At 70.6% G+C, this 14,140-nt stretch carries 8 protein-coding genes; 5 read left to right on the top strand and 3 right to left on the bottom strand.

Going from position 1 to position 14,140, the window contains the following annotated elements; genetic code table 11:
* The first annotated feature begins 52 nt into the window (after positions 1 to 52).
* From AC099J_RS20290 to AC099J_RS20280, 3 genes are read left to right on the top strand one after another with little or no spacing between them, the layout of a single operon-like run.
* A complete protein-coding gene (locus tag AC099J_RS20290) occupies positions 53 to 5,827 on the top strand; it encodes a DUF7379 domain-containing protein (protein ID WP_479617071.1) in 5,775 nt (1,924 codons plus the stop codon).
* Positions 5,828 to 7,249: a toll/interleukin-1 receptor domain-containing protein gene (locus AC099J_RS20285; RefSeq protein ID WP_479617070.1), complete on the top strand. Its 1,422-nt coding sequence runs from the start codon at positions 5,828 to 5,830 to the stop codon at positions 7,247 to 7,249.
* Positions 7,250 to 7,254: 5 nt separating this feature from the next.
* Entirely contained in the window at positions 7,255 to 9,306 is a 2,052-nt protein-coding gene (locus AC099J_RS20280) for an nSTAND1 domain-containing NTPase (protein ID WP_479617069.1), read from the top strand.
* Positions 9,307 to 9,318: 12 nt separating this feature from the next.
* Here AC099J_RS20280 and AC099J_RS20275 read toward each other — a convergent pair whose 3' ends face one another.
* The 3 genes from AC099J_RS20275 to AC099J_RS20265 all read right to left on the bottom strand — a co-directional run bounded on the left by AC099J_RS20275 (position 9,319) and on the right by AC099J_RS20265 (position 11,874).
* Entirely contained in the window at positions 9,319 to 9,666 is a 348-nt protein-coding gene (locus tag AC099J_RS20275) for a hypothetical protein (protein ID WP_479617068.1), read from the bottom strand.
* Between the two features lie 106 nt (positions 9,667 to 9,772).
* Positions 9,773 to 10,729, bottom strand: a complete 957-nt coding sequence (locus tag AC099J_RS20270; protein WP_479617067.1) for a PDR/VanB family oxidoreductase — start codon at positions 10,727 to 10,729, stop codon at positions 9,773 to 9,775.
* A gap of 89 nt (positions 10,730 to 10,818) precedes the next feature.
* Entirely contained in the window at positions 10,819 to 11,874 is a 1,056-nt protein-coding gene (locus tag AC099J_RS20265) for an aromatic ring-hydroxylating dioxygenase subunit alpha (protein WP_479617066.1), read from the bottom strand.
* A 110-nt stretch (positions 11,875 to 11,984) separates the two neighbouring features.
* On the opposite strand from AC099J_RS20265, the gene AC099J_RS20260 reads away from it, so the two are divergent.
* Both AC099J_RS20260 and AC099J_RS20255 read left to right on the top strand, forming a co-directional pair.
* Positions 11,985 to 12,737, top strand: coding sequence for a GntR family transcriptional regulator (locus tag AC099J_RS20260; RefSeq protein ID WP_479617065.1), 753 nt, complete (start codon positions 11,985 to 11,987; stop codon positions 12,735 to 12,737).
* A gap of 94 nt (positions 12,738 to 12,831) precedes the next feature.
* The gene (locus AC099J_RS20255) at positions 12,832 to 14,019 is read left to right on the top strand and encodes an ABC transporter substrate-binding protein (protein ID WP_479617064.1); all 1,188 of its coding nucleotides are present in this window, start codon (positions 12,832 to 12,834) and stop codon (positions 14,017 to 14,019) included.
* Positions 14,020 to 14,140 lie beyond the last annotated feature (121 nt).

Raw genomic sequence — 14,140 nt, 5'->3', positions numbered from 1 at the left:
CGTCAGGCGGCCTGCAGCGGGCCGCGCGGCGACACCTACAAGGACTTCAGCCATGGCGGATGCAAGCACTCGCGAGATCACCTTCGTCGTCCCCGCGCAGGCCGCAACAGCACGTGGCGCTGCGCGTGCAGATGCGTGGGCGTCGAACCTGCCCGGGCGCCGCACGGCCCTGGTCGAGGTGGCCGCGCGCCGCGATGCGGGCCAGACGGTGCGCATCGGGGCTCGGCCGGGCCAGGACGTCGTCGTGCTGCACGTGGAAGGTGGCCCCACGCTGGTGCTGCACCCGCACAACGCGCGCGATCTGCTGCTGGCCCAGTCCGGCGACCAACCCTTGTCGCGCAGCGCAACGCGCAGCGCACCGGAACCCGATGAAGTGCAGGTGCCGGCCACGCTGCAGTGGCGCGGGCTGGAGCCGACCGCCGCCACCGCGCGCAGTGCGGGCCTGGTCGGCAAGATTGCGCTGAAGGCCATCGAAGTCGTGACCGACCTGTTCACCGGGCGCGACGCCGCCGAGTGGACGGCCACGCAGATTGCAGCGCGCATCGATGGCAACGTCGCGCCCGGCGTCTACCGGCTGACACCGGCGCTGGCCGCCGCGACCCGGCCCGGCGCGGCGCCCGTGGCCGTCGCGCCGCCGGTCGGCGGCCGGCCGGTGCTGGTGCTGCTGCACGGCACGTTCTCGAGCACCGACGGCACCTTCGGCAAGCTGTGGGCCCAGCACCCGCAGCGTGTGGCCGATCTCTTCTCGCACTACGCGGGGCAGGTCTACGCGCTGGACCACGCCACCCTGGGCGCCAGCCCCATCGACAACGCATTGATGCTCGTGCAGGCGCTGCCCAAGGGCGTGCCGGTGGCGCTGCACCTGGCCACGCACTCGCGCGGCGGCCTGGTGGCCGAGGTGCTGGCGCGCGTGGCGGCCACCAAGCTCACGCTGCAGGATTTGGCTGCCTTTGCCGGCGACGACTACCACCACCAGCGCACGCAGTTGCAGGCGCTGGCCGATGCTGTGGCCGAGCGGCAGGTGACGGTCGAGCGCGTGGTGCGCGTGGCCTGCCCGGCGCGCGGCACGCTGCTGGCCTCGCGCCGGCTCGATGCCTATCTGTCGGTGCTGCAGTGGTCGCTGCAGTTGGCCGGTGTGGCGGTGGTGCCGTCGCTGGTGGAGTTCCTCAGCGCCGTGGCGCGCGAACGCTTCGACCCCGAGACGCTGCCAGGCCTGGCCGCGATGACGCCGCACAACCCGCTGGTGCAGTGGCTGAACGACGCGCGCGAAGCCATTCCCGGCGATCTGCGCGTGGTGGCCGGCGACCGTGAGGGCGACTCCCTGGGCACCTGGCTCAAGACCCTGGTGGCCGACGCCTTCTACTGGACAGACAACGACATCGTCGTGCAGACCAGTTCGATGTACGGCGGCACGCCGCGGCGCGACGGTGCCAGCTATCTGCTGGACCAGAGTGGTGGCACCACGCACTTCGCGTATTTCCTGAACCGGCGCACGGCCGATGCGGTGGTCGATGCGCTGGTGCAGGACGCGCCAGCCGGCTTCGCGCCGATCGGCCCGCTCTCCTGGGCTGGCCAGAGCCCTACCGGCAGCCGTGCCGCCGCGCGGGCTGCGGCGCCGCAGCCGGACAAGCCGGCCGTCTTCGTGCTGCCGGGCATCCTGGGCAGCCATCTGAAGGTGGGCGGCCAGCGTGTCTGGCTGGGCTGGCGCGTGCTGGGCGGGCTCGATCGGCTGGCCTATGCCCCAGGCCAGACCGACGTGGTGGACGATGGGCCGATCGGCGACTACTACGACGCGCTGGTGGAGTTTCTGCGCGAGACGCACGAGGTCATCCCCTTCGGCTTCGACTGGCGCCGGCCGTTGGAGGAAGAGGCGCGCCGCCTGGGCGGGCACGTCCAGGCGGCGCTGAACGCGCGGGCTGCCAGCGGCCAGCCGGTGTGCTTCCTCGCCCACTCCATGGGCGGGCTGCTGGTACGCACCATGGCGCTGGAATGCAAGCCGGTCTGGGACCAGGTCATCGCCCGCGCGGGCGGCCGGCTGCTGATGCTGGGCACGCCGAACGCCGGCTCGTGGGCGCCGATGCAGGTGCTCAGCGGTGACGACCCACTGGGCAACACGCTGGCGGCGCTGGGCGCACCGTTTCGCGACCACGCGGCGCGCAACCTGATGGCGCAGTTCCCCGGCTTCCTGCAACTGCAGGCCGGGCTGCTGGACCCGTCGCTGAACCTGGCCGACCCCAAGGTCTGGGCCAAGCTCGGCGAAGACGACGTGGCCCGCGTGCGCAGCGCCAGCTGGTGGCACCGCAACGTGCACACGACGGAGGCCGGCGACACCCAGGTCAGCGCGTACGAATGGGGCTTGCCTAGCCAGGCCGTGCTGGCGCAGGCCGTGGCGTTGCGACAGCGGCTCGACGCGCAGTGCACTACCGACCTGCCGCGCTGGGCCGACCGGCTGGCCCTGGTGGTGGGCCGCGCGCCGTTCACGCCCGATGGGTTCACGTGGGCGCCCGAGGGTTTCGTCTACGTGGACGCGCCGGAAGGTGGCGACGGCCGCGTCACGCTGGCGCAGGCCTGCCTGCCGGGCGTGCCCACCTGGGCGGTGGACGCCGAGCACGGCGCGTTGCCGCAGCGCCAGGAGGCCTTTGGCGCCTATCTGGACCTGCTGGTCCACGGTGAGACCACGCGGCTGGACCGGCTGTCGGCCACCGCGCCACGTGGCAGCCAAGCGACTGGCGTCGGCATCGGGGCCGGGGCCGTCGAGCGCGCGCACAGCCGCCCCTCGCGCGGGCAGCTCACGCTCGCGCGTCCGGCCGATGCGGCGCAGGTGGTGTCCGTCTCCACGCGCGGCGCGGGCCTGCCGGCCACCCCCCAGGGCATGCCGGCTGCGCTGCGCATCACCGTCGTCAATGGCAACCTGGCCTTCGTGCGTCAGCCGCTGCTGGTGGGGCACTACACGGCCTCGCGCCTGTCTGGCGCCGCGCTGGCGGTGGACGACATGGTGGGCGGCGTGATGGCCAACGCGCTGGAGGTCGGCCGCTATCCGCAAGAGGCGGGCATGGCGCAGATCTTTCGCAACACGGCACTGCCCCGGCATGACGCATTGCTGCCGCAGCCCGAGGGCGTGGTCGTGATCGGCCTGGGGCCAGAGGGCGGCCTGACCGAGGCGCTGCTGGCCGAGTCCGTCTGCCAGGGCGTGCTGGCCTGGACCGAGCGCCTGGCGGAGGCCTCAGTGGCCGGCGACCGGCCCCCGCCCGTGGATGCAACGGGCCAGCCGGGCGGCATCGCGCTGGCGGCGGTGCTGATGGGCAGCGGCGGCATCGGCTTTCAGCCCGGCAACGCGGCGCGCGCCATCGCCAACGGCGTGCGGGCCGCCAATGCCCGCATCGCGCGACTCAACGGCCGCCTGCAGCGCGGCGCCTGGCCCCATGTGGCGCACCTGCGGCTGGTCGAGCTGTACCTGGAGCGTGCGGCCGAGGCCTGGCGTGGCCTGCAGGTGCACGCCACGGCGCGGCCGGGCGAGCTGCTGATCACGTCGACGATCGAGGCGGGCGAGGCGTCGCTGCGTCGGCAGGTCGATTCCGCCTACCGTGGCACCAAGCACGACTTCATCTCCATCACCTCGCTGGGCCAGGATGGGCAGGCGGCGAGCAAGCCCGGTGCCGACGGCACGCCCGGCGCACCAGCGGCCACCGCGATCCAGTTCCGGCTGGACACCAAGCGCGCCCGCACCGAAGTGCGGGCCGTGCGCGCGCAGTCGCAACTGCTGATGGAGATGCTCAAGCGCGCCTCGAACGCGCACGACGGCGGCACGCAGATCGGGCGCACGCTGTTCCAGCTGCTGGTGCCGCTGGAGATCGAGCCCTTCCTGGCCGGGCGCACGCAGATGCTGCTGGAGGTGGACCAGGGCACCGCCGTCGTGCCCTGGGAACTGCTGGACACGGCGCCCGAGCCGGATGCGGCCGGCGAGTCCGTGCCCTGGGGCGTGCGCAGCCGGTTGATCCGCAAGCTGGCGACCAGCAGCTACCGCGACGCTGTGCGCGACGCCGGCCGGCACGCCGATGTGCTGGTCATCGGCGAGCCCGCCTGCAGCCCGCGCTATGGCCGGCTGCCCGGCGCGCTGCGCGAGGCGCGGCAGGTGGCCAGCCTGATGCGCGACCACGACCGCGTGGGCGCGGACCACACCTTCGAACTGTTGGGCGCCGACGCCACGGCCGTCGTCAACGCGGTGATGGACAGGCCCTACCGCATCCTGCACGTGGCCGCGCATGGCGAGGAGGGAGGCAGCGGCGGCGTCGTGTTGTCCGGCGACACCACCCTGGGGCCGAGCGAGATCGGGCAGATGCGCGCCGTGCCCGAGCTGGTGTTCGTCAACTGCTGCCACCTGGCGAAGTTCCCGGACGAGCAGCTGGGCGCGCGGCCCGACCCGTTCAACCGCAGCGCGTTTGCCGCCAGCACTGCCGAGGCGCTGATCCGCATCGGCGTGCGCTGCGTCGTGGCCGCCGGCTGGGCTGTGGACGACGACCCGGCCGAGCAGTTCGCGCAGGTCTTCTACACGCATCTGCTTGCGGGCAGCACCTTCAGCGATGCGGTGGGGCATGCGCGTGAAGAGACCTGGCGCGCGCACAAGGACAGCAACACCTGGGCCGCCTACCAGTGCTATGGCGACCCGGACTGGCGCCTGCATGGCCGCGCCCAGCCCGCTGCGCGCAAGACCTCGACCCATCAAGAGCTGCAGGCGCTGTACAGCGGCATCTCGTCGGCGCAGGGCCTGCTGATCGCGCTGGAGAAGCTGACGGTCGACGCCCGCTTCGAGCATGTGGACCGCGCCGAGCAGCAGGCGCATGTCGGCCATCTGGCAGAGCGCTTCGGCCCGGTGTGGGGCCGCCAGGGGGCCGTGGCCGAGGCCATCGGCACCGCCTTCATCGCCAACGGGCTGAACGATGCGGGCATCGACTGGTACGAGCGTGCCGTGGCGGCCAACGATGGCGGCGCATCGCTGCGCACGGCCGAGCAGCTGGCCAACCAGCACGCACGCCGCGCGTGGAAGCGGGTCGAGGCACTGAAGGCCGATGCCGCCGGCACCTGGCCGGAGCCGGCCGCTGCGCGCGCCACTCTGGCCACCGCGCGCACCGATATTGCCGCAGCGCTGGCCGACCTGGGCGCGCTGGTGCGCATGCAGCCCAGCATCGAGCGCCATTCGCTCGCCGGCTCGGCGTGCAAGCGACTGGCCATGCTCGAGCGGAGGGCCTGCGCGTTGGAGAAGTCCTGGGCGGAGACGGCGGCCGATGGTGCACAGAGGGACCGGGCACGCCGGCAGCACATCCAGGCTGCCGCGGCCGAGCGCAAGGCACTGCGCGACATGGCGCAGGCCTATGGCCTGAGTGAGCAGTTGGCCAGCGCACAGCAGCACCCGCAGCTGTACTACCCGGCCATCAACGGCCTGGCGGCCCGGCTGGTCGGCCTGCAGCGGCGCGAAGAATGCGCCGGCTTCGTGGCGTCCATGGCGGCCGTGCGCACCGAGGTGGAAGCGCAGATTGCCGGCGGCGCCAACTTCTGGCTGGTGGCCTGCCGCATCGAGCTGGATCTGTACCAGGCGCTGGCACTGGGCCGGCTGGCGCAGGCCCTGGACGAGATCGAACCGTTGATCGCCGACCTGCAGCGCCGCGTGCCGGCCCGCAACAACTGGGAGACGCTGCTCGACCAGGCCCGGTTCGTGCTGCACCGCTGGGTCGAAAAGCGCTGGGTGTCCAAAGCCGAGAAGCGGGCTGCCGAGCAGTACGAAGCCCGCATGCAGGCCCGCGCGATGGCCCAGGCCACAAGGACGGACTGAATGACCGAAAGCGACTGGAGGCGTTTGCTGCGCCAGATCCGCGATGGCTACGTGGTGCCCGTCATCGGCCCGCAACTGCTGGCCGATCCGGACGGAAGCTCCACCGCGCAGCGCGTTCTGGCCGAGCGGCTGCTCGACCTGCACGCCGTGCCTGCGGCTGAGCGCCCGGTGCTGCGCCCGTTCCGCGAGTTGAACGCCGCCGTCTCGCACCTGCTGGGCAGCCGCACGGCCAAGGCGCAGGCGTTGTATGTCGATGTCGCCGACCTGATGGACGAGCTGGCCAAGGACCCGCAAGGGCTGCCCAAGCCGCTGCGCCAGCTGGCCGAGATCAGCGACTTCCGTCTGTTCGTCTGCATGACCTGCGACGGCCTGATGGCCAGCGCCCTGCGCACACTGCGCGGGCCGCACCAGGTGGGCGAGGTGGTGCACGCGCCCAAGCTGCCGACCAACGAATGGCGCGACCTGCCTGAGCTGTGGAGCGGGCAAGGCGGCGGGCAGGGCGGTGACCAGGCCTGGGTGCTCTACATGTTCGGCCGCGCGCGGCCGGCGCCCGTCTACGCCATCCACGACGAGGACGTGCTGGAGTACGCGCACAACGTCATGGCGCGTGGCGGCAATGTGCCCGTCAACTTCCTGCGCGCGCTGCAGGACCGCAGTTTGTTGATGCTGGGCTGCGGCCTGCCGGACTGGCTGGGCCGCTTCTTCCTGCGGCTGACCAACAAGGACCGGTTGTCCGAGAAGACGCGCCACGAATGGCTGGTCGAGGCACCGCGCGGCGCCCGGGCCGATGACGAGCTGGCCAGCTTCCTGAAGTACTTCAGCGAAGACACCGAATGCCTGGAACTGCAATCGCCCACCGCCTTTGTCGACGAGCTGCACCGCCGCTGGATGGCCGAGCGCCAGGCCGCCCCGGTGGTGCCGACGATGACCATTGCCGCGCCGGTGCCCGAGGTGCCGCACGGCGCCGTGTTCTTCGTCAGCTACTCGCGCGTCACCGATGCGCCCGCTGCGCAGAAGCTGGTGGACGCACTGCGCAGCCTGGGCTGCGGCGAGGGCGAGATCTGGTTCGACCGTGGCGCCATCGAGCCGGGGGAGGATTTCGCGCGCGAGATCATGGGCGGCGTGTCGTCGTGCCGCTACTTCTTGCCGCTGCTCTCGCAGGCGGCGTTGCAGCGTGAAGAGGCCTTCGTCTTCCGCGAATGGCGCGAGGCGCGCGAACGCGAGCGCGGGTTGAACCGGCCCTTCGTCGTGCCGCTGGTGGTCGACGAGACCTACGACCCCGCGCGCTATGCCGGCGCCGTGGTCGACTGGGGCCACCTGCACTTCGGCCACGCGCCTGGCGGCGTGCCCGACGGCGCCACTCTGCACAAGCTCAAGCAGCTGCTGCGCGATGCGCGCAACCCGGCGCGGGCAACCGCGTGATGGCCATGGCCGCCACCAGCTCCACGACCATTCCCGCCGACGCCGCCGCCCCGGTGCTGAGCGCGCAGCGGCCCTGGCCGGGCCTGGCGCCCTACGACGAGGCGTCGCAAGCCTGGTTCAAAGGCCGCGACCAGGAGGCGGCCCAGCTCACCGACCTGATCGAGGGCCACGCGGTCGTGAGCCTGTATGGCAAGTCGGGACTGGGCAAAAGCTCGCTGCTGCTGGCAGGCGCCTTCCCGCGGCTGCGCGCGCGCGGCTTCCTGCCCGTCCATGCGCGGCTCGATTTCGCCTCGACCACCAGCCCGTGGGACCAGCTTCTGCAACTGCTGCTGGCAGCCACCGAGGCGGCCGGGTTGGAGCGCGTGGCGCCGCACCCTGGCGAGACGCTGTGGCAATACCTGCACCGGCCCGACTTCGAGCTGTGGACCGACGACAACCACCTGATGACGCCCGTGCTGGTGATCGACCAGTTCGAGGAGGTGTTTTCGCGAACGGGCGGGCAGCCGGCATCGAGCGCGGTGTTCGACGGCCTGGGCGATCTGGTGGAGAACCGCATCCCGTCGGCCATCGCCTCCGACAAGGCAGCGCTGGCCGCGCTGGACGCGATCCGCTGCCGCTACCGCATCGTGCTGAGCTTCCGCGAGGACTACCTGCCCGACCTGCGCGCCTGGGAGCCGCGCCTGCCCTCGCTGCTGCGCCAGTCCATGCGGCTCTTGCCGATGACGCGCGCGCAGGCGGTCGAGGCTGTCAGCGGCGCGGGCCACGCCGTGCTGGCCGAGGGCGCGGCCGAGGCCATTGTCGATTTCGTGGCCAGCGGGCCGGCCGGCAGCAGCGAGGCCTTGGTCGAGCCGGTCATGCTGAGCCTGTGCTGCACGCAGCTGAACCGCCGGCGCCAGAACAGTCAGCGCATCGACGGCGAGTTGCTGCGCACGGCCGGGCCCAACATCATTGAGGACTTCTTCGACGAGGCGATGCAGGGCATGCCCGAAGGTGTGCGCCACTTCATCGAAGACCACCTCGTGCAGGGCCGTTCGCGCGGCAGCTATGCGCGCGATGACGCGATTGCGCAGGGCTTCATCAGCACCGAGCAACTGGACCGGCTGACCTCGGTGCACCGGTTGTTGCGCGTGGACCCGGCCGGCAACGTGCCGCGCATCGAGCTGATCCACGACCGCGTGGTCGAGGTGGTGCGCCGCGCGCGCGATACGCGGCGGGCGCAGCAGCAGGCCGAGGCATCGCGCAAGGCCGCAGACCAGCAGGCCGAGCAGGCGCGCCAACGGGAAGACCAGGCACGCCAGCGCCGCGCCAAGCGGTGGATCGCCTCGGCGCTGGCGGTCGTCAGCCTGCTGGCCATCGTGGCGGTGTATTCGGCCGTGCTGGCCAACCGGGCGCTGGGCGAGGTGGACGAGGCGCGCCGGGCGGCCGATGCCGCGCGCGAGGTGGCCGAGGCCGCCCGCCAGCGGGCCGAGGGCTCGGCCACCGAACTGGCCACCGCGCTGGCCCGCGCGAAGGAGGCCGAGGCCAAGGCCAGCGCCGCCGCGCAGGACGCGCAGCAACGCCTGGCGCAGTTGACGCTGCTGTCCGACTACGGCTGGGCGGGCGGCAACGAGAACTGGCTGTACGACAACGCGGTGCAGGCCAACGACGCCATCCAAACTCTTGTGCGCAGCACCGGTGCCGAGGGCGCCGCCCGCCGCCGCGGCATGACGCTGGAGATCTGGACCAAGGACGTGGACCAGCAGCGCGTGCGCGCTGCGCTGGAACGCCTGGGCTTCACGATGCGCGTGCGCGCCGCGCTGCTGCCGGACGCGACCAACGCGGTCTGGTTCGGCACGCCGGTGCCGCTGGACGACGTCAAGCTGGTCGCGTTGGCGCTGATGCGTGCCGGCATCCAGGTGCGCTCCATCCTGCCGCTGCAGACTTTCCTGCCCAGCCACACCACGCCGCTGGTGCAGGCGGGCGCCTTCCGCGACGCGAGTGTGTGCCCGCCCTACAAGGTGGCGGACGTGCTGGCGGCGAAAGCGTTCGTGCGGGGAGAGGGGTTGTGCGCGCGGTGAGCTGATCTGGCGTCAGCGGTCCGGCTCGTACATCGATTCGAACGTCTCTGCCGCGATCGCGTAGGCGTCCGATCCGTCTTCGAGGTTGGAGGCGAGGTAGTCGCCGGCCGCGTAGTGCGTGCGGCCTTCCTTGGTGGCGACGCTGCCGGCTGCCTCCGCCCGCGAGGCCCAGATCGGCGTGGTCTTCACGTAGGCCCCTGCGCCGACGGCGCGGTAGGTGCGCTCGAACGACGCAGCATCGACGGTGTAGACATCGCCCGCGTTGTCGACCAGCCAGTCACCGGGTTTGCCGTGCTGGTCGGCGCCCCACTTGCGGTAGCGCAGGCCGTCGCAATCCAGCGGCAGGCGGATGGCTGTCACGGGGCGATCGGGGCGGCGGCGAAAGCGTTGGGGTGGCGGCAATGCAAGCTCCTTCTGGTCCAGGCCCGGCATTCTGCGGCGTGCCTGCGGCTCGCCGAAGCGCTGCTTACAAATCCAGCACCAACACTGCCGACTTTGCCCGCGAACAGCACGGTGTGAACTGGTCGTTCGCGGCTTTTTCATCGTCCGTGAAGTACAGGTCGCGGTGCTCGCATTCGCCTTCGAGCACGCGCGTGATGCAGGTGCCGCACACGCCTTGCTCGCACGAGGTCAGGATCTCGATGCCGTGCGGCAGCAGGGCCTGCACGACGCTCTGGTCCTTGGCGACGGTGTAGCTCTTGCCGCTGCTGGCGATACGCACCTCGAACGATCCGTCGCTGGCCGTGTCCTGCGGCGCGGCGCCGAAGTACTCGAGGTGCACATGGGCCTTGTCCCAGCCCTGCGCCTGCGTTGTGCCGACGATGTGGTTGATGAAGCCGGTCGGGCCGCAGATGTAGAGGTGCGTACCCGCGTTCGGCGCGGCCAGCAGACTGGCGGCGTCGAGCTTCTGCGCAGCATCGCCGTCGTCATGGTGGAAGTGCACGCGGTCGGCAAAGCGTGACGCGGCGATCTCGTCGCGGAACGCCGTGCGCTCGGGCGAGCGCGTGCAGTAGTGCAGTTCGAAATCTGCGCCCACGGCGGCCAGCCGCTGCGCCATGCAGAGCAGCGGCGTGACGCCGATGCCGCCGGCCAGCAGCAGCGTGCGCTCGGCCCGCACCAGCGGGAAGTGGTTGCGCGGCGTGCTGATGGTCAGCACGTCGCCCTCACTCACCTGGTCGTGCATGCCGACCGAGCCGCCGCGCGAGCCTGCATCGCGCAGCACGGCGATACGGTAGCGGTGCGATTCGTTGTCGTCGTTGCACAGCGAATACTGGCGTGTGAGCCCGCCGGGGATCTGCACGTCGATGTGCGAGCCGGCGCTGAACGCCGGCAGCGTCGCGCCATCGACGCGGGCGAGTTCGAAGCTGGCGATGTCCTGCGCTTCGACGGTCTTGCGCAGGACTTTGACGGTGAGCGTGTCCATTTCAGTGCCGCCCGGCCGCCCGAAGGCACTGAAGCGCCCCCTCGGGGGGCAGCGATACGCGGAGCGATGAGCGTGGGGGCTTGTTCATATCATGCCGCCTGTGTTGCCGGCGTCGAAGCAGCCTGCTCGGCCGCCACCATCTTGTCCAGCATGCGCCGCGACTGCACGCCACCGGCATCGATGTTCAGCATCAGCAGCTTGCGCGTGGGCTGTAGCGAGAGGTTGCGCTGCTGCGCTTCCAGCACGGCCATGTCTTCGGCGAACACCCTGGCCTGGCCGTCGCGGATCTGCGCCGTCAGTGCCCGGTCCTTCACGTTGAAGTTGCGCGCCATGCCCCAGAAGTACCACATCGAGGTCTCGGTCTCGGGCGTCAGGAAGTCGACCACGATGCTGTAGACCTTCTGGTCGGCCGGCGCATCGATGCCGCCCTTGCCGGCCAGCGCCACGCCGACCTCGATCATGATGTGCCCAGGGGGCGTGAAGCGGCAGACCTGCCAGCGGTCCACCGGCTGGTCGTCGGGCAGGTGGTTGCCGCGCAGGTTGGCGCGCCAGAAGGGCGGGGCCATGACACCTTCCATGGTGCGGCGCGTGACGACCTGGTCGCCCTCGGTCTTGGTGGAGACTGGCGTCTCGTCGATCTCTTTCTGGCCGATGCTGGTGCTGTGCACGTAGGTCTCGTGCGTGAGGTCCATGAGGTTGTCGACCATCAACCGGTAGTCACAGGCCACGTGGTACAGGCCGCCGCCGTAGGCCCACTCGGGGTGGTCGGCCCATTCAAGGTGGTGGATGGTGGCCGGGTCGGCCAGGGTGGCGTCGCCCGTCCAGACCCAGATGAAGCCGTAGCGCTCGACCACCGGGTAGTTGCGGATCTTCGGGAACCCGCCCACGCGCTGGCCGGGCATGGAGACGGTCTTGCCGTCGCAGCCCATCACCAGGCCGTGGTAGCCGCAGACCAACTGCCCCTCGCACACGCTGCCCAGCGACAAGCGCGCGCCGCGGTGCGGGCAGAAATCCTCCAGCGCCGCGACCTGGCCGTCGGCCGCCCGGTAGAACACGATGTGCTCGCCGCAGATCTGGCGGCCCAGCGGCTTCTCGTCGATTTCGTCGGGCGTGCAGGCGACGTACCAGGTATTGCGCGGGAACATGAGTCGGCTCCGTGGGTTTGTTTGAGAGTGAATGTATACCAAAATACCCGATGAACACCTAGAAATGACCCGTATTGCGCCGTTCATGGCTTTCAATGTATACATTGTCCATGATCAAGGCAATGGATCCCGTGGAAGCCGCCAGCTCGCAAGCGGTCAAGGCACAGCTGCGCCTGCGCGAACTGATCCTGGCTGGCGAGCTGCCGGCCGGCGGGCGCATCGCCGAGTTGGCCATCGTCGACAAGGTGGGCGTCTCGCGCACGCCGATCCGCGCCGCGCTGATGCGGCTGGAGCAGGAGGGCCTGCTGCAGGCACTGCCCGGCGGCGGCTATGCGGTGCGCGTGTTTTCCGAGCGCGAGGTGGCCGACGCCATCGAACTGCGCGGCACGCTGGAGGGCCTGGCCGCGCGCCTGGCGGCCGAGCGCGGCGTGCCGGCGGCGCTGCAGCAGCAGGCGCATGCCTGCCTGGACGAGATCGACGCGGTGCTGCGCGCGCCGGCGCTGAACGACGCGGACTTCGAGCGCTATGTGGGCTGCAACGGCCGCTTTCACCACCTGCTGCACGCGATGCCCGGCAGCGAGGTGATTGCGCGCGAGCTGGAGCGCGTGGTGCGGCTGCCGTTCGCCTCGCCCTCGGGCTTTGTCGTGCAGCAGGCCAATTCGCCGCAGGCGCGCGACATGCTGATCGTGGCGCAGGATCAGCACCGCCAGGTGCTGGACGCGATCGAGCGGCGCGAGGGCGCGCGGGCCGAATCCATCTTGCGAGAACACTCACGGCTGGCGCAGCGCAACCTGCGCAAGGCCATGGCCGCGCCCGAGGGCCAGCGCATGCCGGGCGTGCAGTTGATACAGGGTCGAGGCTGACATGCCGAGCCCTTACTTCCCGTTACAGTGGCCCCCCGGCGCCGGGCGCCACGCCGATCGATCCGAGACATTCACAACCCAAGGAGATGACCGCATGCGTTTCAACACCTCTCGACGTGCCGTGCTGGCCGCCCTGGCCACGGGCCTGTCTGGCATGGCCGCTTTCTCGCCCGCGCTGGCGCAGGACAACGTGTTCAAGATCGGCCTGGTGCTGCCCATGACGGGCCAGCAGGCCACCACCGGCCGCCAGATCGAAGCGGCCGCGCGCCTGTACATGGCGCAGAACGGCGACACCGTGGCCGGCAAGAAGGTGCAGTTGATCATCAAGGACGACACCAGCCTGCCGGACCAGACGCGCCGCCTGGCGCAGGAGCTGATCGTCAACGACAAGGTCAACGTGCTGGCCGGCATGGGCATCACGCCTTCGGCCATGGCCGTGGCGCCTTTGGCCACCCAATCGAAGACGCCGCTGGTGGTCATGGCGGCCGCCACGTCGAGCATCACCGAGGCCTCGCCCTACATCGTGCGCACCAGCTTCACGCTGCCGCAGGCATCCGTCGCGCTGGCCGACTGGGCGCCCAAGAACGGCATCAAGAACGTGGTGACGCTGGTGTCCGACTACGGCCCCGGCATCGATGCGGAGAAGTTCTTCAACCAGCGCCTGACCTTCAACGGCGGCAAGATCGTCGAGTCGCTGCGCGTGCCGCTGCGCAACCCCGACTTCGCGCCGTTTCTGCAAAAGGTGCGCGACCTGAAGCCCGACGCGCTGTTCGTGTTCGTGCCCTCGGGTGCGGGCGCGGCGGTGATGAAGCAGTTCGTCGAGCGCGGCATGGACAAGGCCGGCATCCGGCTGATCGGCACCGGCGACGTAACCGACGACGACCAGCTGAACGACATGGGCGACGGCGCGCTGGGCGTGGTCACCTCGCACCACTATTCGACAGCGCACCCGTCGGAGATGAACAAGAAGTTCGTCGACGCGTTCCAGAAGGCCAACAAGAACCTGCGGCCCAACTTCATGGCCGTCGGCGGCTATGACGGCATGCGCGTGATCTACGAGGCGCTGAAGGCCACCAAGGGGCAGGGCGGCGGCGATGCGCTGCTGGCCGCCATGAAGGGCCAGATCTTCGAAAGCCCGCGCGGCAAGATCTTCATCGACGCGCAGACGCGCGACATCGTGCAGGACATCTACCTGCGCAAGGTCGAGCGCAAGGACGGGCAGCTGTGGAACATGGAGTTCGACGTCATCAAGGATGTGAAGGACCCGGGCAAGACAAAGTAAGAGCCCACCCCCAGTCTGCGCGCACTTCGCGTCGCTCCGCCAACCCCCTTGCGGGGGGCGCTACCAGCGGCCCGGCAGAGCCGGTTCCGCGCTAGCGCTGGCGTGACGGGCTCCTTGGCAA

The organism is Rhodoferax sp. RT4P68 (genome assembly GCF_056521305.1).
The sequence above is the reverse complement of the archived record's forward strand: the minus strand, read 5'-3'. Positions and strand labels throughout refer to the sequence as shown.

Excerpts from the sequence above, each read along its gene's own strand:
- AC099J_RS20280 (WP_479617069.1), top strand. The coding sequence starts at position 7,255 with ATGGCCGCCACCAGCTCCACGACCATTCCCGCCGACGCCGCCGCCCCG.
- AC099J_RS20260 (WP_479617065.1), top strand. The coding sequence starts at position 11,985 with ATGATCAAGGCAATGGATCCCGTGGAAGCCGCCAGCTCGCAAGCGGTC.
- AC099J_RS20290 (WP_479617071.1), top strand. The coding sequence starts at position 53 with ATGGCGGATGCAAGCACTCGCGAGATCACCTTCGTCGTCCCCGCGCAG.
- AC099J_RS20265 (WP_479617066.1), bottom strand. The coding sequence starts at position 11,874 with ATGTTCCCGCGCAATACCTGGTACGTCGCCTGCACGCCCGACGAAATC.
- AC099J_RS20255 (WP_479617064.1), top strand. The coding sequence starts at position 12,832 with ATGCGTTTCAACACCTCTCGACGTGCCGTGCTGGCCGCCCTGGCCACG.
- AC099J_RS20270 (WP_479617067.1), bottom strand. The coding sequence starts at position 10,729 with ATGGACACGCTCACCGTCAAAGTCCTGCGCAAGACCGTCGAAGCGCAG.
- AC099J_RS20285 (WP_479617070.1), top strand. The coding sequence starts at position 5,828 with ATGACCGAAAGCGACTGGAGGCGTTTGCTGCGCCAGATCCGCGATGGC.